This window comes from Arthrobacter koreensis, from assembly GCF_035792275.1.
Lineage (GTDB): Bacteria > Actinomycetota > Actinomycetes > Actinomycetales > Micrococcaceae > Arthrobacter_B > Arthrobacter_B koreensis_A.
This window is the reverse complement of record NZ_JAMWKK010000007.1, coordinates 137,345-161,382: the sequence shown is the minus strand read 5'-3', so window position 1 is coordinate 161,382 and position 24,038 is coordinate 137,345. Positions and strand designations below refer to the sequence as shown.

Annotated in this window: 20 protein-coding genes and 3 tRNA genes; 8 read left to right on the top strand and 15 right to left on the bottom strand. The window is 64.9% G+C overall.

The window, feature by feature from the left end; translation table 11 throughout:
* Nucleotides 1–10 precede the first annotated feature (10 nt).
* The 7 genes from NGB94_RS09340 to ilvD all read right to left on the bottom strand — a co-directional run bounded on the left by NGB94_RS09340 (nt 11) and on the right by ilvD (nt 9,641).
* The gene (locus NGB94_RS09340) at nt 11–1,372 is read right to left on the bottom strand and encodes an FtsX-like permease family protein (protein ID WP_325790345.1); all 1,362 of its coding nucleotides are present in this window, start codon (nt 1,370–1,372) and stop codon (nt 11–13) included.
* Complete coding sequence (locus tag NGB94_RS09335; protein WP_325790344.1) at nt 1,369–2,079, bottom strand: ABC transporter ATP-binding protein; 711 nt, start codon at nt 2,077–2,079, stop codon at nt 1,369–1,371. Before NGB94_RS09335 ends, NGB94_RS09340 begins: the two co-directional genes overlap by 4 nt.
* Before the next feature lie 168 nt (nt 2,080–2,247).
* Nucleotides 2,248–3,843 (bottom strand): phosphoglycerate dehydrogenase, encoded by a 1,596-nt coding sequence (gene serA / locus NGB94_RS09330; RefSeq protein ID WP_325790343.1) that lies wholly within the window; start codon nt 3,841–3,843, stop codon nt 2,248–2,250.
* Between the two features lie 159 nt (nt 3,844–4,002).
* Nucleotides 4,003–5,028: a ketol-acid reductoisomerase gene (ilvC, locus tag NGB94_RS09325; RefSeq protein ID WP_194782432.1), complete on the bottom strand. Its 1,026-nt coding sequence runs from the start codon at nt 5,026–5,028 to the stop codon at nt 4,003–4,005.
* Nucleotides 5,029–5,074: 46 nt separating this feature from the next.
* The gene (gene ilvN / locus NGB94_RS09320) at nt 5,075–5,587 is read right to left on the bottom strand and encodes an acetolactate synthase small subunit (RefSeq protein ID WP_091603654.1); all 513 of its coding nucleotides are present in this window, start codon (nt 5,585–5,587) and stop codon (nt 5,075–5,077) included.
* A 5-nt stretch (nt 5,588–5,592) separates the two neighbouring features.
* A complete protein-coding gene (locus NGB94_RS09315) occupies nt 5,593–7,497 on the bottom strand; it encodes an acetolactate synthase large subunit (RefSeq protein WP_325790342.1) in 1,905 nt (634 codons plus the stop codon).
* A 440-nt stretch (nt 7,498–7,937) separates the two neighbouring features.
* Nucleotides 7,938–9,641 (bottom strand): dihydroxy-acid dehydratase, encoded by a 1,704-nt coding sequence (ilvD, locus tag NGB94_RS09310; protein ID WP_325790341.1) that lies wholly within the window; start codon nt 9,639–9,641, stop codon nt 7,938–7,940.
* A 159-nt stretch (nt 9,642–9,800) separates the two neighbouring features.
* On the opposite strand from ilvD, the gene NGB94_RS09305 reads away from it, so the two are divergent.
* Nucleotides 9,801–10,241: a hypothetical protein gene (locus tag NGB94_RS09305; protein ID WP_325790340.1), complete on the top strand. Its 441-nt coding sequence runs from the start codon at nt 9,801–9,803 to the stop codon at nt 10,239–10,241.
* On the opposite strand, the gene NGB94_RS09300 is transcribed toward NGB94_RS09305, so the two are convergent.
* From NGB94_RS09300 to bcp, 3 genes are all read right to left on the bottom strand, one after another.
* Complete coding sequence (locus NGB94_RS09300) at nt 10,238–11,203, bottom strand: 2-hydroxyacid dehydrogenase (protein WP_325790339.1); 966 nt, start codon at nt 11,201–11,203, stop codon at nt 10,238–10,240. The genes NGB94_RS09305 and NGB94_RS09300 overlap by 4 nt on opposite strands.
* Before the next feature lie 75 nt (nt 11,204–11,278).
* A tRNA-Leu gene (locus tag NGB94_RS09295) sits at nt 11,279–11,363 on the bottom strand.
* A gap of 53 nt (nt 11,364–11,416) precedes the next feature.
* A complete protein-coding gene (gene bcp, locus NGB94_RS09290) occupies nt 11,417–11,884 on the bottom strand; it encodes a thioredoxin-dependent thiol peroxidase (RefSeq protein WP_325790338.1) in 468 nt (155 codons plus the stop codon).
* 146 nt (nt 11,885–12,030) lie between these two features.
* Between bcp and NGB94_RS09285 the strand changes: the two genes are divergently transcribed.
* Nucleotides 12,031–12,537: a MarR family winged helix-turn-helix transcriptional regulator gene (locus NGB94_RS09285; RefSeq protein WP_325790337.1), complete on the top strand. Its 507-nt coding sequence runs from the start codon at nt 12,031–12,033 to the stop codon at nt 12,535–12,537.
* A gap of 78 nt (nt 12,538–12,615) precedes the next feature.
* Entirely contained in the window at nt 12,616–13,521 is a 906-nt protein-coding gene (locus NGB94_RS09280; protein WP_325790336.1) for a DUF1206 domain-containing protein, read from the top strand.
* Nucleotides 13,522–13,523: 2 nt separating this feature from the next.
* Here the strand turns inward: NGB94_RS09280 and NGB94_RS09275 are convergent, their stop codons facing one another.
* The 4 genes from NGB94_RS09275 to NGB94_RS09260 all read right to left on the bottom strand — a co-directional run bounded on the left by NGB94_RS09275 (nt 13,524) and on the right by NGB94_RS09260 (nt 14,856).
* Entirely contained in the window at nt 13,524–13,784 is a 261-nt protein-coding gene (locus tag NGB94_RS09275; RefSeq protein WP_325790335.1) for a hypothetical protein, read from the bottom strand.
* A gap of 202 nt (nt 13,785–13,986) precedes the next feature.
* A tRNA-Lys gene (locus tag NGB94_RS09270) sits at nt 13,987–14,059 on the bottom strand.
* Between the two features lie 198 nt (nt 14,060–14,257).
* Nucleotides 14,258–14,330: transfer RNA gene (locus NGB94_RS09265), tRNA-Lys, on the bottom strand.
* Nucleotides 14,331–14,463: 133 nt separating this feature from the next.
* Nucleotides 14,464–14,856 (bottom strand): hypothetical protein, encoded by a 393-nt coding sequence (locus NGB94_RS09260; RefSeq protein WP_325790334.1) that lies wholly within the window; start codon nt 14,854–14,856, stop codon nt 14,464–14,466.
* A 218-nt stretch (nt 14,857–15,074) separates the two neighbouring features.
* Between NGB94_RS09260 and NGB94_RS09255 the strand changes: the two genes are divergently transcribed.
* The 3 genes from NGB94_RS09255 to NGB94_RS09245 all read left to right on the top strand — a co-directional run bounded on the left by NGB94_RS09255 (nt 15,075) and on the right by NGB94_RS09245 (nt 18,807).
* Complete coding sequence (locus NGB94_RS09255; RefSeq protein ID WP_418910629.1) at nt 15,075–16,769, top strand: ABC transporter substrate-binding protein; 1,695 nt, start codon at nt 15,075–15,077, stop codon at nt 16,767–16,769.
* A gap of 95 nt (nt 16,770–16,864) precedes the next feature.
* Nucleotides 16,865–17,869, top strand: coding sequence for an ABC transporter permease (locus NGB94_RS09250; RefSeq protein WP_325790333.1), 1,005 nt, complete (start codon nt 16,865–16,867; stop codon nt 17,867–17,869).
* Nucleotides 17,866–18,807, top strand: a complete 942-nt coding sequence (locus tag NGB94_RS09245; RefSeq protein WP_325790332.1) for an ABC transporter permease — start codon at nt 17,866–17,868, stop codon at nt 18,805–18,807. The genes NGB94_RS09250 and NGB94_RS09245 overlap by 4 nt, the downstream gene beginning before the upstream one ends.
* A gap of 88 nt (nt 18,808–18,895) precedes the next feature.
* Here the strand turns inward: NGB94_RS09245 and NGB94_RS09240 are convergent, their stop codons facing one another.
* Entirely contained in the window at nt 18,896–20,617 is a 1,722-nt protein-coding gene (locus NGB94_RS09240) for an ABC transporter ATP-binding protein (RefSeq protein WP_325790330.1), read from the bottom strand.
* Between the two features lie 134 nt (nt 20,618–20,751).
* Here NGB94_RS09240 and NGB94_RS09235 point away from each other — a divergent pair, with 134 nt between their 5' ends.
* The gene (locus NGB94_RS09235; RefSeq protein WP_325790329.1) at nt 20,752–22,422 is read left to right on the top strand and encodes an ABC transporter substrate-binding protein; all 1,671 of its coding nucleotides are present in this window, start codon (nt 20,752–20,754) and stop codon (nt 22,420–22,422) included.
* Nucleotides 22,423–22,518: 96 nt separating this feature from the next.
* Nucleotides 22,519–24,015 (top strand): malate:quinone oxidoreductase, encoded by a 1,497-nt coding sequence (locus tag NGB94_RS09230; RefSeq protein WP_325790328.1) that lies wholly within the window; start codon nt 22,519–22,521, stop codon nt 24,013–24,015.
* Nucleotides 24,016–24,038: the final 23 nt, after the last annotated feature.

Below are 24,038 nucleotides of genomic sequence, written 5' to 3'. Positions count from 1 at the left end.
GCAGCGTGTGTCAGCCGGCGTCGGCCTCCAGCACCGAGGTGAGCACCGGAGAGGTGGCTGCGAGCCCGGCGCGCACCAGGAAAATGCCGGCTGCGACGGAAGCGGCCAGGAACACCATCGCCACCGGATTAAGCAGTATCGCTGCTCCGGTCACGGGAAACACCAGTGCACCGGAAACCGCGGCGGACGCTGTGCTGACCAGGACCACCGGTTGCATTACGGCGCCGATGCGTGCAGCGTCGATGACGTCCCGCGGCATCCCCATGCGGTGCAGGCCGCGGTACAGCTCAGCCCGGTCCAGGACCGTGGCTGCCTGGTTGATGCCGGCCGAACAGGCCACCATCAGGAACCCGGCGATGACGGTAATGATGACCCCCGTCATCATGTCTGTGAGCAGGAAGTCTTCCGGCCCTTCGGCCTGCGCGGTCTGCAGCAGGGCGGCGCCGGCACCGGCTACAACTGCCGTGAAGCACACCATTGAGAGTGCGCTGACCTGCCTCCAGGCGGCCTTCGGCGCATCCAGCACAATGCGGGCGGCAAGCAGTGCCTGCGGGGTGGCCGCCCTGCGCAGGCGCCACTTCGCAGAAAGGGCCACCAGCCACGGCCCCACCAGGTTCAGTACCGCAAGTCCTGCCGCGAACGCACCGAACAGAATAGCCAGCGCCAGCGCGGCAATACCGACGGGAGTCAGCAGGGCCGCCACGCAGAGCACCACAACCAGGACCGCGATGCCGGCACGTGACCAATGGACTTTCTGCGCGTCGGCGCGGGTGCGCACGCCAAGCGGTGAGATGACGACCCGGCGCAGGCTGATCACGGAGCTGACCGCCGCGAGGGCGACGACGGCGGCAACAGCCGCGGCGACAGCAGCCGGATGCAGCCAGTAGGCACTGCCAAGCGGTGCTCCGCGGAAGTGGAAGAGCTGCACGAACGGGGCGAGCACCATGTAGCCCAGTACACCGGCGGCGGCTCCGGCGAGGGCCTGTGCCGCCGCTTCCAGGACTGTTACCTGCCGGACGGTTCGAGAAGAGGCACCCAGCAGCCGGAGGGTTGAGAGGTGCTCATCGCGGCGGCGGGCTGACAGGCGTGCTGCTGAACCGCCCAGCGTCATGAGGGGAAGCACCAGCAGGATCAGGGCAAAGCCGGCCAGCAGCAGGTATATGGACCCTTCGTCGTCTCCCCACTGGGTGAAGGACAGGGCTCCGGCGAGCACCGTCAGCAGCAGGGTGGTGACGACGGCGAAGGATGCGGCTGGAAGCAGTGCGGCCGCCGATCCGGAGGTTCCGGGCCGGTTCAGCAGCCAGGTGAGCCGCAGGGGTACCGCCAGCGGGGAAGAATCCACGGCACGCTCCACGGCGGAGGAGGCGCTCATCGGGCAACTCCGGCGGTGTCCGCAACGATGCGTCCGTCTGCCAGCGTCACTACCCGGCCGCACCAGCGCGCAACCTCAGGATCATGGGTGACCACCACCAGCGACCGCCCCGTGCCTGCAACCGACTGCAGCAGCAGGGCCATCACATCAGCGGAAGTGCGTGAGTCCAGCGCTCCGGTCGGTTCATCTGCAAACAGCACGCGCGCCCCGTTCACCTGGGCCCGGGCAATTGCCACCCGCTGCGCCTGGCCACCGGACAGTTCACCGATCCGGCGCCCCTCCATCCCGGCCAGTCCCAGCGCGGCAAGGGCGGCCGCCGCCTGCTGCTCGGCGACCTGGCGTGCTGTGCCGTTGAGCATCAGGGCCAGTGCCACGTTCTCTCCGGCGGTGAGCTCGGGGATCAGCAGGCCCTGCTGGAATACAAAACCAAACTCGGTGCGGCGCAGTGCCGACCGCGCCTCGTCATCCAGCGAGGTGACTTCCACCGGTGCAGCGCCGGAGTATCGGACGCTTCCGGCGTCCGGCAGCACAATCCCCGCCAGGCAGTGCAGGAGCGTGGTCTTGCCGGAACCGGAAGCACCCATGACAGCCGTGGCTTCACCGGGCCGCACCTCAAGACTGACACCGGCCAGCGCCGGGGAATTACCGTAGGACTTTGTCAGGTTGACGGCAGCGAGCAGGGGCGTGCCGGGCAGGGATTCACTCATGGATCCATCCTGTCCCGGGGCAGGTCTCCCCCACATCAGCTTCGGGCCTGAACCTGGGCACAGCGGCGTCGTACTGCGGGTGGAGGCGCTGCTGCGCAAAGTGCATCCCCGGACGCAGGAAAGGCCGGCACCCGTGCGGGTGCCGGCCTTTCTGCGCTGTGGGACAGGTTAGTCCTGCAGGTCCACTTCGCGTGCCACGGTTGCGCCGATGGCTTCGCGGACGGTTTCCAGGACCTCCTGCGGCACGGAGGAATCCACCGTGAGCAGGGAGAGGGCCTGGCCGCCCTCGGCGTTGCGGGCAACCTGCATGCCGGCAATGTTGATGTCCGCTTCGCCCAGGATGCGGCCCAGGGCGCCGATGACGCCGGGACGGTCCTGGTAAAGCAGTACCAGCAGGTGCTCGCTGATCGGGATTTCCAGGTCGTAGCCGTTGACGCCAACCAGCTTCTGGATCTGCTTCGGGCCGGTCAGGGTACCGGCTACTTCAAGCTGGGTTCCGTCGGAAAGCGCGCCGCGGATGGTCAGCAGGTTGCGGTAGTCGTCGACGTCCGGCGTGGTGATGAGGCGTACGGCGATGCCGCGCTGCTCAGCCAGCACGGGAGCGTTCACGTAGGAAACCTGCTCCGAGACGATGTCGGTGAAGATGCCCTTCAGCGCTGCCAGTTCAAGCGCCTTCACATCCAGTGCCGCGATTTCGCCGGCCACCTCGATGTCGATGGCGGTCATTGAATCGTGGGCCAGGGCGGTGAAGATCCGGCCCAGCTTCTCGATCAGCGGGATACCCGGGCGGACGTCCTCGGCGATCACGCCGCCGGCGACGTTCACGGCGTCGGGCACCAGTTCACCGGCCAGTGCCAGGCGCACCGACTTGGCGACGGAGATGCCCGCCTTTTCCTGTGCTTCGTCGGTGGAGGCACCCAGGTGCGGGGTCACGATGACGTTGTCCAGGGCGAAGAACGGCAGGTCGGTGCTCGGTTCCTTTACGAAGACGTCGACGCCGGCGCCGGCGATCTTGCCTTCGGTCAGGGCGGTGTAGAGCGCATCTTCATCCACGAGGCCGCCGCGGGCCACGTTCACCACGTAGGCGGTGCCCTTCATCTTCTCGAACGCCTCGGCGCCGAGCATGCCCAGCGTCTCCGGGGTCTTGGGCATGTGGATGGTCACGAAGTCCGACTGTTCCAGCAGCTCATCCAGGGTGACCAGCTTGACGTTCAGCTGGGCCGCGCGGGCGGAGGTGATGTACGGGTCGTAGGCCAGGACCTCGGTGCCGAAGCCCTGGACACGGGCTGCCACCAGGGCGCCGATGCGGCCCAGGCCGATGATGCCGACCTTCTTTTCGAACAGTTCGGTGCCGGTGTACTTGGAACGCTTCCATTCCCCGCCCTTGAGGGCGCTGGAGGCCTGCGGAATGTGGCGTGCCAGGGAAAGGATGTGGCCGACGGTCAGTTCGGCTGCGGAGATGATGTTCGACGTCGGGGCGTTGACCACCATGACGCCGGCCTGTGTGGCGGAGCGGATGTCCACGTTGTCCAGCCCGACGCCTGCGCGGGCGATGACCTTGAGGTTCTTGGCTGCGGCAATTGCTTCGGCATCCACCTGGGTGGCGGAACGCACCAGGATCGCGTCGACATCCGCGATGGCGGAAAGCAGCTGGGAACGGTCTGCGCCGTCGGTCTGGCGGATCTCAAAATCGGGGCCCAGGGCCTCAACCGTGGCCGGGGAGAGTTCCTCCGCGAGAAGTACTACTGGTTTGGTGGCAGTCACCGATGACCTCTTTAGCTGTGTGTCGATGTGGTTTTGGGTATTTCACGCCGGAGGCCGGACCCTGTGCAGGGCCCGGCCTCCTTACCGAAACGGCTTGCTTTTCAAGCGTAACGCCGCGGTTACGGACACGGGCAATCCGTGTCTTTGTTACTGGCGGAATTAGCGTGCGACGGAGCCTTCGGTGTAATCGTCGTCGGACTTGATCCAGGAGAAGAGCTTGCGCAGTTCGCGGCCGGTGGCCTCGATGGGGTGGTCCTCACCCTTCTGGCGCAGTTCCTTGAACTCCGGAGCGCCGGCGTCCTGGTCATCGATGAAGCGCTTGGCGAAGGCACCGTTCTGGATGTCCGCAAGGACAGCCTTCATGTTTTCCTTCACCTCGGGGGTGATGACGCGCGGGCCGGAGACGTAGTCGCCGTACTCAGCGGTGTCGGAAACGCTCCAGCGCTGCTTGGCGATGCCGCCTTCAACCATCAGGTCAACGATCAGCTTGAGTTCGTGCAGCACCTCGAAGTAGGCGACCTCCGGCTTGTAACCGGCTTCGGTCAGGGTTTCGAAGCCGTACTGGATCAGCTGGGAAGCACCGCCGCAAAGGACAGCCTGCTCGCCGAACAGGTCGGTTTCGGTCTCTTCGGTGAAGGTGGTCTCGATGACGCCGGCGCGGGTACCGCCAATGGCCTTGGCGTAGGAAAGTGCCAGGTCCTTGGCCTTGCCCGAGGCATCCTGCTCGACGGCGATCAGGTCGGGAACGCCGCGGCCTGCTTCGAATTCGCGGCGGACAATGTGGCCCGGGCCCTTCGGAGCAACCAGTGCGACGTCGACGTCGGCCGGCGGCTGGATGTAGCCGTAGCGGATGTTGAAGCCGTGGCCGAAGAAGAGCGCGTCACCGGACTTCAGGTTCGGGGCGATTTCTTCGGCGTAGACGAAGCGCTGGACCTGGTCCGGAGTGAGGACCATGATCAGGTCGGCCTCGGCAACGGCGTCGGCAACGCTGAGGACCTTCAGGCCTTCGGCTTCTGCCTTGGCGCGGGACTTGGAGCCTTCCTTCAGGCCAACGCGGACATCGACACCGGAATCGCGCAGGCTCAGGGCGTGTGCGTGGCCCTGGCTGCCGTAGCCGATGACGGCGACTTTGCGTCCCTGGATGATCGACAGGTCTGCGTCGTCGTCGTAATACATGTCAGTCACTTCAATATCTCCTGTTTGGGTCTTGGATAAAGGTTTGCGGGTGGAACTAGGCGCTGCGCAGTGCGCGGTCGGACATCGACTTTGCGCCGCGGCCAACGGCCAACGTTCCGGATTGAACAATTTCGCGGATGCCAAAGGGCTCCAGCACTGAGAGCAGTGCGTTGAGCTTTTCGGCGGTGCCAGTTGCTTCAACGATCAGGGAGTCTGTAGACACATCTACCACTGAAGCACGGAACAGCTCGGCTGCCTGGGTTACCTGCAGCCGGGTTGCGGCATCCGCGCGAACCTTGACCAAGATGTGGTCGCGTTGCACGGAAGACTCGGGAACAAGTTCGACAATCTTGATGACGTTGACGAGCTTGTTCAGTTGCTTGGTGACCTGCTCCAGCAGGTCGCCTTCAGCCTCGACGACCACGGTGATGCGGGACAGGCCCGCGACCTCCGACGGCCCGACAGCCAAAGAATTGATGTTGAACGCCCTTCGGGCGAACAGGGACGCGACCCGGGTCAGGACACCGGGAACGTCTTCGACCAGCACGGAAAGGGTGTGGCGTGCCATGTTCCCTACTCCTCCTCTTCCCAGGTGGGTGTCATGTTGCGGGCAATCTGGATGAGGTCGTTGCTGACTCCGGAGGGAACCATCGGCCACACCATGGCGTCTCGGCTGACCACGAAGTCGATGACGACGGGACGGTCGTTGATGGACAGCGCCTTCTCGATCGTCGCGTCGATGTCCTCTTCGCGTTCGCAGCGCAGGCCCACGCAGCCGTAGGCATCGGCGAGCTTCACGAAGTCCGGAACGCGCACCGTGTCGTGCCCGGTGTTCAGGTCCGTATTGGAATAGCGGGATTCGTAGAACAGGGTCTGCCACTGGCGGACCATGCCCAGCGAGGAGTTGTTGATGACGGCGACCTTGATCGGGATGTTGTTGATCAGGCAGGTGGCCAGTTCCTGGTTGGTCATCTGGAAGCAGCCGTCGCCGTCGATCGCCCAGACCACACGGTCCGGATTGCCGACCTTGGCACCCATGGCTGCCGGCACCGAGTAGCCCATGGTGCCCAGGCCTCCGGAGTTCAGCCACGCGCGGGGACGCTCGTAGTTGATGAACTGGGCGGACCACATCTGGTGCTGGCCCACGCCGGCAACGTACACGCCTTCGGGACCCGTCAGCTCACCGATCCGCTTGATGACCTGCTGCGGAGCAACGTGGCCGTCTTCGGGTTCGGTCCAGCCCGTGGGGTAGGTTTCGCGGATCCGGTTCAGGACGGCCCACCAGGCGGTGATGTCCGGGGTACCGGTGGACTCGAACTGGCTGCGGACAGCTTCTGTGAGTTCGGGGATGATTTCCTTGACCGAACCCACGATCGGCACGTCAGCGGTGCGGTTCTTCGAGATTTCTGCCGGGTCGATGTCTGCGTGGATGACCTTGGCACCGGGCGCGAAGGAGGACAGCACACCGGTCACGCGGTCGTCGAAGCGGGCACCGAGAGTAATGAGCAGGTCGGACTGCTGCAGGGCGGTCACAGCCGAGACGGAGCCGTGCATGCCGGGCATGCCCACGTGCTGCTGGTGGGAGTCGGGGAACACGCCGCGGGCCATCAGGGTGGTGACCACGGGCGCGCCTACCGCTTCGGCCAGCTCCAGCAGTTCAGCCGACGCGTCGGCCTTCAGCACTCCGCCGCCAACATAAAACACCGGACGCTGGGAGGCTGCGATCAGCCGGGCTGCCTCGCGGACCTGCTTGGAGTGGCCGCGCACCACGGTGCGGTAGCCGGGCAGGTCGATCTTCGGCGGCCAGGAGAACGTTGTCTGCGCCTGCTGCGCGTCCTTGGTGATGTCCACCAGGACCGGACCGGGACGGCCGCTGGTTGCGATGTGGAACGCTTCAGCGAGGACCCGGGGGATCTCGTCCGCATTGGTTACGAGGAAGGAATGCTTGGTGATCGGCATGGTGATGCCGACAATGTCCGCTTCCTGGAAGGCGTCGGAGCCGATCACGGAGCTGTTGACCTGCCCGGTGATGGCGACCATCGGAACCGAGTCCATGTGCGCGTCGGCAATGGCGGTCACCAGGTTGGTGGCGCCGGGGCCCGACGTCGCAATGCAGACACCGGCGCGGCCGGTGACCATGGCGTAGCCTTCGGCTGCGTGGCCGGCGCCCTGTTCGTGACGGACCAGGATGTGCCGCAGCTTGGTGGAGTCCATCAGGGGGTCGTAGGTCGGCAGGATCGCTCCGCCGGGCAGACCGAAGACGTCTTCGACTCCGAGTTCTTCCAGCGAACGGACGATGGCCTGCGAACCGGTCATCTCCGTGGGAGGTACTGCGTTGTTGGGTCCCTGGACGCGCGTGTCCACGGCTTCAGCGGTGCTGACAGAAAAAGCTGCATCTTTGTGCTTGGACGGCGCGGAGCGTGCCGGGCCGGTCTTGTGTGCCATCAGCGACGGGCTGACTGGCGATCCCTTACTCATTGGAAACTTCCTTTGCGGATACATATCCATTTTGTTCTGATGCGGCGGCCGCCCGGGGGGTAAGCCCGGAGCGGTCTCTGTGCTTTCTGAAGCCAATAAAAAAACCCCTCGTGCCTGTTGGCTCCGTAGGGGTCCGCGCGTGACGTCTTTTTCAAGTCGGGCTGTTACGCCACGCGCTTGCTAAGGACGACGGTTACGATCTGCATGTAGATCAGTGTTCCCCTCGTGCGCTAACGGTGTCAACCGAAGCCGATTCCATCTCATTATATGGACAAACCGTCCCACTCTCCGGACACGACAACCTTCGGGCAGCCTGGCCTCAGGACGCGCTAGCGGGTCTCCAGAACCCGCCCACCCAAGGCGGCAGGGCTTAATAAGGTTGAAACCCTTTAGGGGCCCCAGCCGCAAGGCGCTCAGCGCCTTGCGGCTGGGGAAGGGTTTCAACCGCAGTAAGCCCCGGTGGAAGCCGAGTTGACCATCTTGGCGTACTTGGACAGGACACCCTTGGTGAACTTGGCCGGCAGCGGCTCCCAGCCGACCTTGCGGGCTTCGAGCTCTTCGGGCTCCACCAGCAGGTCGAAGGTGCGGGCTGCGATGTCCACGCGGATGCGGTCGCCGTCCTTGACGAAGGCGATGGGGCCGCCGTCGACTGCTTCCGGTGCCACGTGGCCGATGCACAGGCCGGTGGTGCCTCCGGAGAAGCGGCCGTCGGTCAGCAGGAGCACGTCCTTGCCGAGGCCGGCGCCCTTGATGGCGCCGGTGATGGCGAGCATCTCACGCATGCCGGGGCCGCCCTTGGGGCCCTCGTAGCGGATGACGACGACGTCGCCGGCATGGATCTGCCCGGCGTCGAGCGCGTCGAGTGCGCCCTGTTCACGTTCGAAGACGCGCGCCGTGCCCTCGAAGACATCGGCGTCGAAGCCTGCGGACTTGACGACGGCGCCTTCCGGAGCCAGCGATCCCTTCAGGATGGTGATGCCGCCGGTCTTGTGGATCGGGTTGTCAATGGCGCGGAGCACCTTGCCGTCGGGGTCCGGCGGGTTGATGGCTTCGAGGTTCTCGGCAACGGTCTTGCCCGTGACGGTGAGGCAGTCGCCGTGCAGGAGACCGGCGTCGAGCAGTGCGCGCATGATCACCGGCACGCCGCCGATCTTGTCGACGTCGTACATCACGTAGCGGCCAAAGGGCTTGAGGTCGCCCAGGTGCGGGATCTTGTCGCCGATGCGGTTGAAGTCCTCCAGCGTGAGGTCCACTTCGGCTTCGCGGGCGATTGCCAGCAGGTGCAGGACGGCGTTGGTGGAGCCGCCGAATGCCATGGTCACGGCGATGGCGTTCTCGAAGGCCTTCTTGGTCATGATGTCGCGGGCAGTGATGCCCTTGCGCAGCAGGTTCACGACGGCTTCGCCGGACTTGCGGGCGAATTCGTCGCGGCGGCGGTCTGCCGAGGGCGGGGCGGCCGAGCCGGGCAGGGACATGCCCAGGGCCTCACCGATGCAGGCCATGGTGTTGGCCGTGTACATGCCGCCGCAGGCGCCTTCGCCGGGGCAGATGGCACGTTCGATGGTGTCCAGGTCCTTCAGGCTCATCTTCCCGGCGGCGCAGGCTCCAACGGCTTCAAAGGCGTCAATCAGCGTGACTTCCTTCTCGGTTCCGTCTTCAAGCTTGGCGAAGCCGGGCATGATCGAGCCGGCGTAGAGGAACACGCTGGACAGATCGAGGCGGGCGGCAGCCATCAGCATGCCGGGCAGGGACTTGTCGCAGCCGGCCAGCAGGACGGAACCGTCGAGGCGCTCGGCCATCATCACGGTCTCGACGGAGTCGGCAATGACTTCGCGGGAAACCAGTGAGAAGTGCATGCCTTCGTGGCCCATTGAAATACCGTCAGAGACGGAAATGGTGCCGAACTGCATGGGGAACCCGCCTCCGGCGTGTACCCCTTCCTTGGCACCCTGGGCCAGCCGGTTCAGGGAGAGGTTGCAGGGAGTAATTTCGTTCCAGGAACTCGCGATGCCGATCTGGGGCTTGGCGAAATCGTCATCACCCATTCCCACCGCGCGGAACATGCCGCGCGCAGGCGCTGCATGGATACCGTCGGTGACGACTCGGCTGCGGGGTTTGATGTCAGGGGTGCTCTCCGTGGTCATAGCAAAATCCTATTCCTTTCGCGTCCGGCCCGGCGCATCCGCCGCCGGCCCCGGGTCCTTGTTACGCGCCGGTTACGCGTTGTGCACAGGCCGGTGAACTTTCCCTGCCTCCCGGAGCCACTTCCCCCTATGGGGGTGCGAGTCCATACACTGGGGGACATGACTGCGGAAACAGGATCGGAAGACGCCTACTCCAGCGATGAGCTGAAATCCTCCCTCCGCCGGGTCTTCGACTCCCAGATGCCCAACTACGGCGACTACAACCTTGTCTGCGCCACTCCCCTGCCGGATTCCTCGGCGTACTTCGTCCTGGGCTACCGCTGGAGCCCGCCGGAGCTGGTGTTCGCACCGTTTGCGGCAGACACCCTTGAAAGCCTGGAAGCGCCGACGGCAGTCAACACCACCAATCTCTCCCACACGGATGAAGTCTCGCCCGGGAGCTATGAAGTGGGCACCAGCACCGGACGGGTCTTCAGGTTCGGCGTCGAAGCGGAAGCGCAGCTTCCGGCTGCGCCGGACGGCGGCAGCCGAACCCTGCGCCAGCACGGCGACCGGACCGACTTCCACTCGTTCCTGGACGTTTTCCTCGAGCTCGCCTAGGTTTCGCTGGCCGCCCAGGGGCCTGCCTGGACCAGGTTCAGGGGTTTCTTCCCGGCGGCAAGCCGCTCCACCTGGCGGCGCAGGAAGCCTTCAATCCTGGGAGTGAACGCTTCGGAGTTTCCGCCCACGTGCGGGGTAATGATGGCGTTGGAGCACTTCCACAGCGGGTGGTCCGCCGGCAGCGGCTCGGGATCAACAACGTCAAGCGCCGCGCGCAGCCTCCCGGACACAACCTCCCGCGTGAGCGCCTCCGTGTCCACTACGGCACCGCGCGCCACGTTGACCACCAGCGCACCGTCCGGCAGCGCAGCCAGGACACGGGCGCCAATGAGGCCGCGGGTCTGTTCGTTGAGCGGCGTGATGACCACCAGCACCTCGGTATCCGGGGCAAGCTCTTCGAGTTCCTCCGTGCCGTGCACCCGGCCGGCGTCGTCGCTGCGTGCCGTGCTGCCCACACGGGTGAGCCTGATGTCGAAGGGTTCCAGGCGGGCGGCGATCTCCCTGCCGATTCCGCCCACACCGACCAAGGTGACCTTCCGGTCCGCGAGCCCCGGATGCCGCTGCGGGTTCCACCTGCCGTGCTGCTGGTCACGCACGGCGGCATCGATTCCGCGCAGCGAAGCGAGCACCAGTCCTACGGCCAGTTCCGCCGTGGCAGCAGCATGGACCCCGGCAGCGCTTGCGACGGCGGTGTCCTCCCCCGCGAGCTCCGGCAGGCCGTCGTAGCCGGTGGTCTGCGCCTGCAGCAGCTTGAGGTTAGGCACCCGGGCTATGCACTTCTGCCAGGAGCTGCCCCCGGCGTAGGGAGCAACCACTGCGTCGATGTCTGCGTAGTCAACGCCCTCGGGGTCGCCGTCGAAGTCCCACAGCGCGGCCCGCATTCCTGCGGGAAGTGGGTGGAGGGAATCGAGGAGCTGGTGCGTGGGCACGGTGATGGTGCGCACTTCTGGTTCGGCTGACATGCTTCCATAGCCTAGCCGCGGTGCCCTCCGGGCACAGAAAAGCACCCCGTCCATCAGGACGGGGTGCTTTTGCTCTGGTGCGCGAGGAGGGACTTGAACCCACACGTCCGAAGACACTGGAACCTAAATCCAGCGCGTCTGCCAATTCCGCCACTCGCGCGCGGCAGGCTCACCGGTTTCCCGGCGAAAGCCAGCCTTTAGTGTACCCGAGGTTCAGTCGAGACCGAGATCACGGCGCAGCTTGGCAACATGGCCGGTGGCACGCACGTTGTACTGGGCGAGGGAAACCTTGCCCTCGGGGTCGACGACGACGGTGGAGCGGATGAGCCCTTCGTAGGTCTTGCCGTAGTTCTTCTTCTCGCCCCACGCTCCGTAGGCCTCGGCCACGGCGTGGTCCGGGTCGGAGAGCAGCGGGAAGTTCAGGGCTTCATCGGCGGCGAATTTGGCCAGTTTCTCCACCTTGTCCGGCGAGATGCCGAGGACGGAGTACCCGGAAGCAGCAAGTGAGTTCAGGTTGTCCCGGAAGTCGCAGGCTTCCTTGGTGCATCCCGGAGTTGCTGCTGCGGGGTAAAAGTAAACAATGACGCTGCGGCCGCGCAGGTCCGCCAGGGACTGGGCAGAGGAGTCCGAAGCCGTCAGGGTGAAATCGGGCGCCTTGTCACCGGGGGTGAGTTTCGACATAAGAGACAGGCTCCTTAGGTATCAATTGAGCAAAGGCTGTGTCACAGGACGACAGCAGGCTTGTGGTTGGCTATCCTAGACACTGGATTTGTAGGCTATCCGATTAGGCCGCGTGAATCCGCACTCGAAAGGAAGAGTTCAGTTTTATGCCGGATATGGAGCATTGGCCCACCGGTCGCCTCTTATCAACAGCCGCCCGCCTGGTTGAACATGCGTGGAATGAGCGGCTTGTGCGAATAGGAGTGACCCACGCGGGCGTTATCGCCCTTGGAGTTCTGGATTCCCAGGGCCCCATGACACAGGCGCACCTTGCGCAGCTGGTCCGCGTGCAGGCACAGACAATGGGTAAGACGCTTGCCCGCCTGGAATCGCACGGGCACGTCACCCGGGTCCGCAACGACCTGGATAAGCGCAGCCACATGGTTTCAATCACTCCGGCGGGCATTGAAGCCCTGCACGAAGCCCAGGACATTGAGCGCACGCTGCTTGACGGCGGGGAACTGCTCTCCGAAGACCTCCGCAGCCAGCTGCGCACAGTCATCCGCGAACTCGGCAATCCGCGCTGGCACATGGCCGTCGACGTACCGGGACTTCCCGTACCGCTGGACGCACCCCTGGAAGTTCCCGTTGACACTGCCTCCAGGACCGCCTGAGCAGCGCAGCCGGATTTCTGTCTTGAACGACTAAGGGCGCACCGATGCGGTGCGCCCTTAGGCGTTTAATCCGCGGGCATGCCCCGCAGCCCCGGCTGGTACTACTCTGGGTCCACGACGACGGATCTGCAGGAGGACGGGGTGATGACCGCCGAACCGGACCGGGATGCAGCAGGCAGTGAAACTGCCGAAGCACTTGAAGAGGCAGCCGACAGCACCGGACTCGACGTCCTGGCACGGTCCGGTTTCGCGGTCCTGGCAGTGCTGCACATCCTTATCGGCTCAATCGCGGCAGGCATTGCCTTTGGCGGCTATGGACAGGCAGAGACCAGCGGCGCCATCGGACCGCTTGCACGCTCGGAACCGTTCGGTCCGCTGCTGATGTGGGGCGGGTGCATAGCCTGTGCATCGCTGGCTCTGTGGCAGCTCGCCGAAGCTACCGTCCGGGTGCGCCACCGGCCTCCGCGGGAACGCCTGGTGAAAGGTGTCTCGTCCGGTGCCCTCGTCTTTATCTACGGGAGCGTGGCGGCCACTTTCGCCGCTTTTGCCTCCGGCAGGGGCCGGGACTCCGGGGACAGTACTTCCGACTTCAGTGCAGTGCTCCTGGCATCACCGGCCGGCGCGCCCGCACTCGCTGCGGTTGGTGCGCTGGTCCTGGGCGTTGGCGGCTACTTCGTCTTCAAAGGCTCTGCCCGGCGGTTCAGGCCTGAACTGAATTACTTCGAGGACACCCGGCGCGGGCATCTGCTCAATGCCCTCGGCGTAGCGGGCCACATTGGGAAGGGAATTGCCCTGGCACTGGTGGGGCTGCTCTTCATCGCTGCTGCCGTTAATCACCGGGCGGAAGAATCGACCGGCCTGGACGGCAGCCTGCAGGCCCTGCTGGGCTACCCCTTCGGTGCGCCGCTCATCCTCGCAATTGCGGCGGGGCTTATCTGCTATGGCCTCTTCGCGCTGGTACGTGCGCGGTGGGGAAAGATGTAGAGCTAGCTGACGGGCACTTCAACCCATTCCGGGCCGCCCTGCCACCGGACGTGCATGCTTGCCGGCGGATGGTAGCCGCCGTGGTGGTGCAGGTGGAACTCAACTCCTTCTTCGGGAGCCAGGTCCATTCCCGCGGGAAGGTCCTGGGAGGTCGCGCCCGTCCGGGCAAGGTCCACCATCACCTCATCAAGTGCCTTGCCGCTGGTGTTGCGAAGCACGTAGGTATCCTTCGCCGGATTCTCGATTCGGACTTCACCGCTCATGGCAGTCTCCCGTTGTTCGCGGCATGCTGAGCCGCAAAGTGGCGGCTCCTTACTCCCAGCGATGCTACGGGAGACGGACTGGCTGCCGTAAGGCTATTCCGCCTGGCAGCAGCCGCAAACGGGCAGGAACTCCGGGAACAGACCAACGAAAAGCCCCGTCCATGCCGGCTGCTGCCGGCGTGAACGGGGCTTTCCTCAACTGTGCACCCCCCGGGACTTGAACCCGGAACCCATTGATTAAGAGTCAATTGCTCTGCCAATTGAGCTAGAGGTGCGTGGCGGTGATCCTGCGGGATGGACTTCCCCGGCGATCAGCACCGGGAAAATACTCTACCATCCTTTCTTCGCCATACCTAAACCGCAGGCACGGGCAGTGCCCGTGTGCGAAAAACCCGGCGGGGACAGGACAGCAGCCTGGCGCCGGCACAAAAAAGTCCGCCGTTCCAGTGACTGGAACGGCGGACCCTGTGCTGTGCACCCCCCGGGACTTGAACCCGGAACCCATTGATTAAGAGTCAATTGCTCTGCCAATTGAGCTAGAGGTGCTGGCTGTCGCTGAGAGCATCAGTACTGGTGAAACCAGTTGTCTGCGCCCGGCAACGACATGAAACTCTACCAGCACTTTTGGGCTTGCAAAAACCAAACGGCCCAAGTGAGAGCTGTTTCACAGACAGGCGCGTCAGTGGCCGGCGGCGGGGCGCTCCGGAGGCACCATCAGCTCTCCCGGGCTGGACTGCCACTCGGGTCCGTTGTGGACGATCCAGGTGCGGCGCGGACTGCCGGTGGCGGCGTCGAGGGAACTGACCTCCACCGTTACTGTTTCCGCCTGGCCAGGCATCCCGTGCCTCCAGTCCGGCAGGGCCGGGTCCTTGCGGGCACTGATAGGCACCGCCTGCCGCCCGGACTGCCCGGCCCCGGCTCCGGTCCACGTGCGGCTGGCCCTGGAGACCACCGGATTCCTGCGCAGCCTTTCCAGGATCGCTCCCGCCGCCGCTGCGCCCAGCCCCAGGACAGCCCCGGCAGCGAGCGCCGCCAGCGCAGGCCGTCCGTTTCCCGCCGAAGAGGTGCCCACTATTCGACGCTACGGCCGCCCCGCGCGGCTGTCCACACGATCGAAGCAAAACCAGGCCGGACTGTGTAACCGAATTGTGACCGCACAGGACACGCTTAGCGTCCCAAACCATCCCGCCGGTGCGGCTAGGCTCTGGGACTACACATGTGTTCTACAACACACGAGACGTTTCCGGCCAACCGGCAGGAACTCACCTCACGCCCAGAGGAGATAGAAAAATGACCCTTGCTGGCAGATTCACTCTCAGCCGGCAGGCCCGGCGACGGGCTGCCGCCCTGACTGCCGGGCTGGCCATGAGCGCCCTGGTGCTCTCCGGCTGCGCCGAAAGCAACCGGGACGCAGCAGACGACGGCGCAACAGCCTCCGAGGTTGACGGCACCTTCGTCTTCGCCGCTTCCTCCGATCCCAAGACCCTGGACCCTGCCTTCGCTTCCGACGGCGAGTCCTTCCGGGTAAGCCGCCAGATCTTCGAAGGCCTCGTGGGCGTGGAGCCCGGCACCGCCGATCCCGCTCCGCTGCTGGCCAAGTCCTGGGAGACTTCCGAGGACGCCCTGACGTACACGTTTGATCTTGAAGAAGGCGTGACCTTCCACGACGGCACGCCGTTCAACGCGGAAGCTGTCTGCGCCAACTTCGACCGCTGGTACAACTTCACCGGCATCCAGCAGGCCGAGAGCCAGGCCTACTACTACAGCAAGCTGTTCAAGGGCTTCGCTGACAGCCCGGAGACCGCCACGTACGAGTCGTGTGAGGCTCCGGCCGAGAACCAGGCAGTCGTCACCCTGGCCAAGCCGTTCGCCGGGTTCATTGCCGCGCTTTCACTCCCGGCCTTCTCCATGCAGAGCCCGACGGCGATGGAAGAGTACGCAGCCAACGAAGCCTCCGGCACCGCCGAGGCTCCCACGCTGACCGCGTACGCCAAGGAACACCCCACCGGTACCGGCCCCTTCAAGTTCGAAGGATGGGAAGTGGGCAACCAGATCACCCTTTCCGCCTACGAGGACTACTGGGGCGACCAGGGCCAGGTCACCGACATCATCTTCCGCGTGATCGACGATCCGAACTCCCGCCGCCAGTCCCTTCAGTCCGGCGACATCGACGGTTACGACCTGGTGGCTCCGGCCGATACCCAGGCCCTGGCCGACGCCGGATTCAAGGTCATTCCGCGTGATCCCTTCACCATCCTTTACCTGGGCATGAACCAGAAGGTGGAGCAGCTCGCTGATCCGCTGGTCCGGCAGGCTATTGCGCACGCGATCGACAAGGAAGCACTGGTCAACCAGACCCTCCCCGAGGGCACCAAGGTTGCCACCCAGTTCATTCCCGACGTCGTCAACGGCTACAACGAAGATGTCACCACGTACGAGTACGACCCCGAGAAGGCCAAGGAACTGCTGGCAGAGGCCGGCTACCCGGATGGCTTCACGGTGGACTTCAACTACCCGACCGGTGTCTCCCGCCCGTACATGCCGACTCCGGAGCAGGTGTTCTCCAACATCTCCGCACAGCTGGAGGAAGTGGGCATTAAGGTCAACCCGCAGCCGAGCAAGTGGTCCCCGGACTACCTCGACCGCGTTCAGGCCACTGAAGACCACGGCATCCACCTGCTGGGCTGGACCGGCGACTACAACGACACGGACAACTTCGTGGGCGTGTTCTTCGGCCAGGAGAAGCCTGAGTTCGGCTTCACCAACCAGGAGATCTTCGACCAGCTCGAGGCCGCCCGCCAGGTGAGCAGCCTGGAGGAGCAGACCCCGATGTACGAGAAGATCAACGACGACATCGCCAAGTACGTCCCGGCTGTGCCGCTGGCGCACCCGGCGCCGTCGCTCGCTTTCTCGGAACGTGTGGATTCCTACCCGGCCTCCCCCGTAAACGACGAAGTCTTCAACCAGATCAAGCTCAACAAGTAGCGGCGAAACGGACCGGGATCCAGCGTGCGCTGGGTCCCGGTCCGTTCTGTCCTTACCTTTTCCCCAGCCGCACAACCGGCTGAGAAAGGACACTCGTGCTGCGAGTTATAGGCAAGCGCCTGTTAATGCTGATCCCGACCCTGATCGGCTTGTCCATCCTTTTGTTCATCTGGGTCCGCAGCCTCCCCGGCGGCCCTGCGACCGCCCTCCTGGGAGACAAAGCCACGCCCGAGGCCATCGCCAGGATCAATGAGGCGTACGGTTTCGACCGTCCGCTGATCGAGCAGTACTTCACCTACGTGGGGAAGCTCCTGCAGGGCGACTTCGGTGTCTCGACCGTTACCGGCCGCCCGGTCCTTGAAGAATTCGCCACCAGGTTCCCGGCCACCCTGGAACTCGCTGCCGTCGCGCTCATCTTCGCGATCGGCATCGGCATTCCCCTTGGCTACCTGGCGGCCCGGCACTACGGCCGTTTCTGGGACCATTCCTCCGTGGTCCTGTCGCTTATCGGCATCACCGTGCCAGTCTTCTTCCTTGCCTTCATCCTCAAATGGCTGTTCGCCATCCAGATCCCGCTTTTCCCCACGGACGGGCGGCAGGACCCCAGGATCAACGCCACGCACGTCACGGACTTCTACGTCCTGGACGGGCTGCTGACCCGGGAATGGGACGCTTCCTGGGATGCGCTCATGCACCTGGTGCTTCCCGGCATTGCCCTGGGCACCATTCCGCTGGCCATCATCGTGCGCATCACCCGTGCCTCCGTCCTTGAGGTGCAGGGCGCAGACTACGTCCGTACCGCACGGGCGAAGGGCCTGATGGAGCGCACTATCCGGAACCGCTTTGTGCTGCGCAACGCCATGCTCCCGGTCACCACCACGGTGGGCCTGCAGACCGGCCTGCTTATCTCCGGAGCGGTGCTGACCGAGACAGTCTTCGCCTTCAGCGGGGTCGGCAGGTTCCTGCGGGACGCCATCTTCAACCTGGACTATCCGGTGCTGCAGGGGTTCATCATCTTTATTGCCGTCGCGTATTCGCTGATCAACCTGCTGGTTGACGTGTCGTACGGCTTCATCGACCCGAGGGTGAGGGTGCAATGAGTACAGTTCTTCCTCCACCGGCCGGCGGCGCCGTCCGGCCCGACGAGCCCTCGGCACCGGATACCCGGGGCAGCGGCATGTGGCGCGATGCCTTCCGGAGGCTGCGGCGCAATCCCGCGGCGATCGCCGGCGCCGTCATTGTTGGCCTGTTCCTGCTGGTCGCCATCTTTGCTCCGATCCTCGCCCCGTACGGCGGCGAGGACCTGCCCGGGCGTACCGAAATCACGCCGACGTCGATCCCCGGCCCCGGCGAGATCGACGGCTATCCGCTGGGCCTGGACCGCTTCGGCGGAGACGTGCTTTCAAAGCTCATCTGGGGAGCCCGGGCTTCACTGCTGATCGGTGTCATCTCAACGGCTCTGGGCCTTGCCGGCGGCATGCTGCTCGGAGTCATAGCCGGCGGTTTCGGCGGCTGGATCGACAACGTGATCATGCGGTTCGTGGACATCCTGCTCTCCGTCCCGAACCTGCTGCTGGCCGTGAGCATCGCAGCCGTGCTGGGACAGACGCCTACGGCGGTGATGATTGCCATCGGGGTTTCCCAGGTGCCCATCTTTGCCCGGCTCCTGCGTTCCTCGATGATCAGCCAGCGCGGCGCGGACTATGTCCTCTCCGCCCAGGCACTGGGCCTGAGCACCAGGACCATCACCATGAGCCATCTGCTGCCCAACAGCGTTGGCCCGGTCATCGTGCAGGCAACCCTGACGCTCGCCACCGCCGTCATCGACGCCGCTGCACTGTCCTTCCTGGGCCTCGGCGGCGGACGGCCGGAAAGCGCCGAGTGGGGACGCATGCTGACGTACGCGCAGAACGAGCTGGCTGTGGCACCGCAGCTCGCGTTCCTGCCCGGCATCTGCATCGCCGTCACGGCCCTCGGATTCACCCTGCTGGGTGAATCCCTGCGCGAGGCGCTGGATCCGAAGACACGGCGCAAGTAGCGCCGTCTTCCGCTGACCAAAAAGGTCCGCTTCCCTTTCCGGGGAAGCGGACCTTTTTGGCGTCCTGCGCGGATCTGCCGCGCAGCCGCTAGGACGCCATTTCGTCCTGGATGTTCAGCTCGTTGCCCGGAATGGAGGCCAGCAGCTTGCGGGTGTAGGGGTGGCGCGGGTTCTGGAAGACTTCCTCCGACGTCGCGGCCTCCACCAGTTCACCGTCCTTCATGACGCACACGTAGTCCGAGATCAGCCGGACCACCGCCAGGTCGTGGCTGATGAAGAGGTAGCTCAGGCCAAGGTCCCGCTGCAGGTCGCCGAGCAGCTTGAGGATCTGTGCCTGCACCAGCACGTCCAGTGCCGAAACCGGCTCGTCGCAGACAATCAGTTCGGGTTTCAGGGCCAGCGCCCGGGCGATCGCCACACGCTGCCGCTGCCCGCCGGACAGTTCCGCCGGATACCGGCGCAGCATCGACGCCGGGAGCGCCACCTGCTCCATCAGCTCACGAACCCGGGCAGAACGCTCGGAGCGGTCGCCGCGCTTATACGTCTTGAGCGGCTCCTCGAGGATGCGCTCAATGGTGAACATCGGGTCCAGCGAGGAATACGGGTCCTGGAAGATCGGCTGTACCCGCTGGCGGAAATCGCTGAGGTTCGCCTTCTGCAGGGAAGCGATGTCCACGCCGTCGAACGTCATGGAACCGCTGGTCGGTTCAATCAGCTTCAGCAGCATCCGGGCCGTGGTGGTCTTGCCGGACCCGGACTCCCCCACGATCGCGACCGTACGGCCGCGGGGAATCTCCAGGCTCACGTTCCGGACGGCATGGAAATCCCCGGACTTGCCGCGGATCTTGTACACCTTGTTAAGGTCGCGGATTTCGACAATGTTGTCAGTGGCCCTGTTGTCTGCGTTTCCCTTCGCCTCGGTATCAGCGGACGACGGCGCGTCCACCACTGCGGCGAGCCGCTCGGCAGCCGGTGCAGCGAAGGCTCCGGGACGCAGCCGCACAGCGGCGACACTCGGCGCGGCGCTGACCAGTGACTGGGTATAGGGGTGCTGGGGGTCCTCGAGGAGCTGGCGTGCCGGGCCGGTTTCGACGACTTCACCGCGGTGCATCACCACCAGGTCCGAGGCACGCTCCGCGGCCAAGCCCAGGTCATGGGTAATAAGCAGCACGGAGGTGCCGAGCTCATCGGTCATCCGGCCGATCTGGTCCAGGATGGTCCGCTGCACGGTGACGTCCAGCGCGCTGGTCGGTTCGTCGGCGATCAGAAGCCGCGGCCGGCAGGCCAGTCCAATGGCAATCAGGGCGCGCTGGCGCATGCCGCCGGAAAACTCGTGGGGGTACTGTTTGGCGCGCTCGGCGGCGTCGGGCAGCCCAGCCGCGGTCAGCACCTCGATAACCTTGCGGTCTACGTCCTTCGAGGTTGCCATGCCGTGCACCAGGAGCGTCTCTGCCACCTGGGTTCCGATCTTGGTTACCGGGTTGAGGTTGGACATGGGGTCCTGCGGCACCAGGCCGATCGACCGGCCGCGGATCGCGCGCATCTTGGACTCAGCCAGTCCCACCAGCTCCTGGCCGTCGAAGCGGATGCTGCCCGAGGAAACTTTTCCATTGCCCGGCAGCAGTCCGATCACCGCCATGGCCGTAGTGGATTTACCGGATCCGGATTCGCCCACGATCGCCAGGGTTTTCCCGGCACCGAGGCTGAATCCGGCCTTGCGTACCGCCTGCACGGGGCCGTCCATGGTCTGGAAGCCGACAGCGAGATCGATCACTTGGAGCAGCGGAGATTCAGGGCTGGTTTCAGTCATTTCCATATCCTGCCTTACCAAAGCCCTGTTGTGAGGCAACTCTCACCCGCCTTTACCGGTTTTTTATCATTTAGACTAAGAAATCCACCGCCCCAGGCCGGGAAGGTGCGTGCCTCAAGGAGAACCCAGCAGCTGTGACTAAATCCGCCACGCGGCGCTCAGTGATCAAAGCGTCAGCCATAGCCGCCGCGCTCGCCCTCACCGGGTGCACCGCTGCGCGGCCGGAGGAAGAGTCCCCGAGCGGTTCGCCCTCGGCCTCCAGCACGGCGGGTCCCGCTGCCGCCTTCACCTTCGCCACTGCGGCCCGCCCCTCGGGGCTGGACCCGTTCCTGGCCGTGGACACTGAATCCCACCGCGTGACCCGGCAGGTCCTCGAAACCCTGGTTGGCGTGGATCCCCTGACCTCAGCTCCGGTAGCAGCACTGGCCGAAGAATGGGACGAATCCGACGACGGACGGACCTACGAATTCACTCTGCGCCGCGGCGTCACCTTTCATGACGGAACCCCGTTCAATGCCGAGGCCGTGTGCGCCAACTTCGAACGCTGGTACAACCTTCCTGCCTCGGCGCGGGGCCCGGAGGTGCTGATGTTCAGCTCCGTCTTCAGGGGATTCGCCGACGCTCCGGACCTTTCTGCTTACAAATCCTGCGTTCCTTCCGGCGAGTACACGGTCCGGCTGGAGCTCAACACCCGGCTCCCCGGACTCATTCCCGCACTGGCCTCCCCCGAATTCGCCATCTCCTCCCCCAAGGCACTCGCCGGCGGAAAGGCCGATGAGCTCACCGAAGAGCGGAACGGAACCCGGCTTTCGGCCTATGCCCAGCATCCGGTGGGTACCGGCCCGTTTATGTTCTCCAGCTGGAAAGAAGACGAACTCACGCTGGTCTCCTACCCCGGCTACTGGGGTGAGTCCGGCCAGATCCGCGACCTGGTGTTCCACACCATCACCAGCCCGGAGTCCCGGCTTCGGGCACTGAAGAACGGCGAAGTGGACGGTTATGACCTGGTGACCGTTTCCGACGTCGGCGAACTGGCCCGCGCGGGCATGCAAATCCTGCAGCGCGACCCCTACTCAATCCTGTACCTGGGCATCAACCAGAACTTCCCGGGCCTGGATGAGCCCAAGATGCGCCAGGCCATTGCCCATGCCATCGACAAGCCGGCACTGCTGGAGGGCCTGTTCCTGAACGGCAGCAAGTCGGCTAACCAGTTCCTTCCCGAAAAGCTCGGGCTGCGCTCGGAGAATGTGACCAACTACGGCCACAACCCGGAGCGTGCCAAGGAGCTGCTGGAAGAGGCGGGATACGCAGGCGAAGAGCTGCCGTTCTACTACCCCCGCCGCGTCACCCGCGCCTACCTGCCCAATCCGGAGAAGGTCTACGCCGAGCTCAGCCGCCAGCTGACGGCAGCAGGGTTCAACATCCGCCCGGTGCCGATGGAATGGTCCGAAGGCTACTTGGAGGCCGTCTCCAAGAACGGTGACCGGGCGCTGCATCTCTCGGGCCTCTCAGGCAGCTACATGGACGCAGACAACTTCGTCGGATCGCTTTTCGGTTCCTACACGGAGGAATTCGGTTACGACGATGCCCAGCTCTTCACGAAGGTTGACCGTGCCCGGACCCTGGCTGACTCCGAGGAACGGGCCGAGGCATACCGCTCGATTTCGGACCGGATATCCACCCGGGTACCGGCAGTTCCGCTGGCCTTCCCCATCTCGACCCTGACCGTGTCGCCCAGGGTCTCGCAGTACCCGACCTCGCCGGTCCTCAACGAGGTCTTCAACAACATCCGCCTCACGGACTAGCGTGGAACTTCCGGCGGGCGGTATCCCGGCGGGAATTTTAGTAAGGACCACTGGGAGAGATAGTCTTCTAGGGCTAGCGTCCACGTGACTGGAGATATGAAGTTGACTGCTGAGAGCCCGGCGGAGAAGTCCGCAAACAGAACTGATGTACTGCTGATCGGCGGCGGCATCATGAGCGCGACCCTCGGGGCGTTCCTGAAGCAGCTGGCACCGGACTGGGACATTTCCCTCTATGAGCGGATGGACCGCGCCGGGACCGAAAGCTCCGACCCCTGGAACAACGCAGGCACCGGCCATGCGGCGCTGTGCGAGCTGAACTACAGCCCCGCCGGCCCGGACGGCACGGTTGATCCGGCCAAGGCGATCGGCATCAACGAACAGTTCCAGGTCTCCCGGCAGTTCTGGTCCCATCTGGTGGGCCAGGGCCACATCTCCGGCGGCTTCATCAACCCGCTGCCCCACATGAGCTTCGTCTGGGGAGACGCCCACTCCGAATACCTGCGCAGGCGCTACGAATCCCTCAGCGCCCAGCCGCTGTTCAAGACCATGGAGTTCTCCGAGGACCACGGCAAGATCGCCGAGTGGGCTCCGCTGCTGATGCAGGGCCGTGACTCAGGCCAGCGGGTCGCAGCGTCGCGCGTCGCCGGAGGAACCGACGTCGACTTCGGTGCCCTGACCCGCGAACTGGTCAACTACCTCGGGAACAACGGCGCCGAACTCAACTTCGGCCACGAAGTCACCAACCTCACCCGGAACTCCGGCGGCGGCTGGGATGTCACGGTCCGCAACCGCGCCACCAAGGCCTCCCGCACCGTTTCGGCCCGCTTCGTCTTTATCGGCGGCGGCGGCGGCGCCCTGCACCTGCTGCAGCGCTCCGGCATTCCCGAGGGCAAGGGCTTCGGCGGCTTCCCCGTCTCCGGCCAGTTCCTGCGCTCCACTGACGAGTCGATCATCTCCGCCCACAACGCCAAGGTGTACGGCCAGGCTTCCGTGGGCGCACCGCCCATGTCCGTTCCGCACCTGGACACCCGGTTCGTGGACGGCAAGAAGTCCCTGCTGTTCGGCCCGTACGGCGGTTTCTCCCCCAAGTTCCTGAAGAACGGCGCCCTCACGGACCTGCCGTTCTCCGTCCGTCCGCACAACCTGGTGCCGATGCTGGCCGTTGCCAAGGACAACATGTCCCTGGTGAAGTACCTGGTCACCGAGGTCCTGAAGTCCCGGGAAGGCAAGACCAAGGCACTGCGGGAGTTCTACCCGGAGGCCGTCACCGAAGGCTGGGACCTGATCACTGCCGGACAGCGCGTCCAGGTCATCAAGAAGGACCCGAAGAGCGGCGGCGTGCTGCAGTTCGGCACCGAGCTCATCACCTCAGCTGACGGAACGGTCGGCGCACTGCTCGGCGCCTCCCCCGGAGCATCCACGGCCCCGCCCATCATGATCAACCTGATGAAGCGCTGCTTCCCGGCTGAGTTCCCGGGATGGGAAGCCAAGATCAAGGAAATGGTCCCGGGCTACGGCATCAAGCTCAACGAGAACGAGTCCCTGGCGGACGAGATCATCGCCGAGACCAACCGGGTGCTGAAGCTGGCCTAGGAGCCGCTGCACCTTCCACGGGT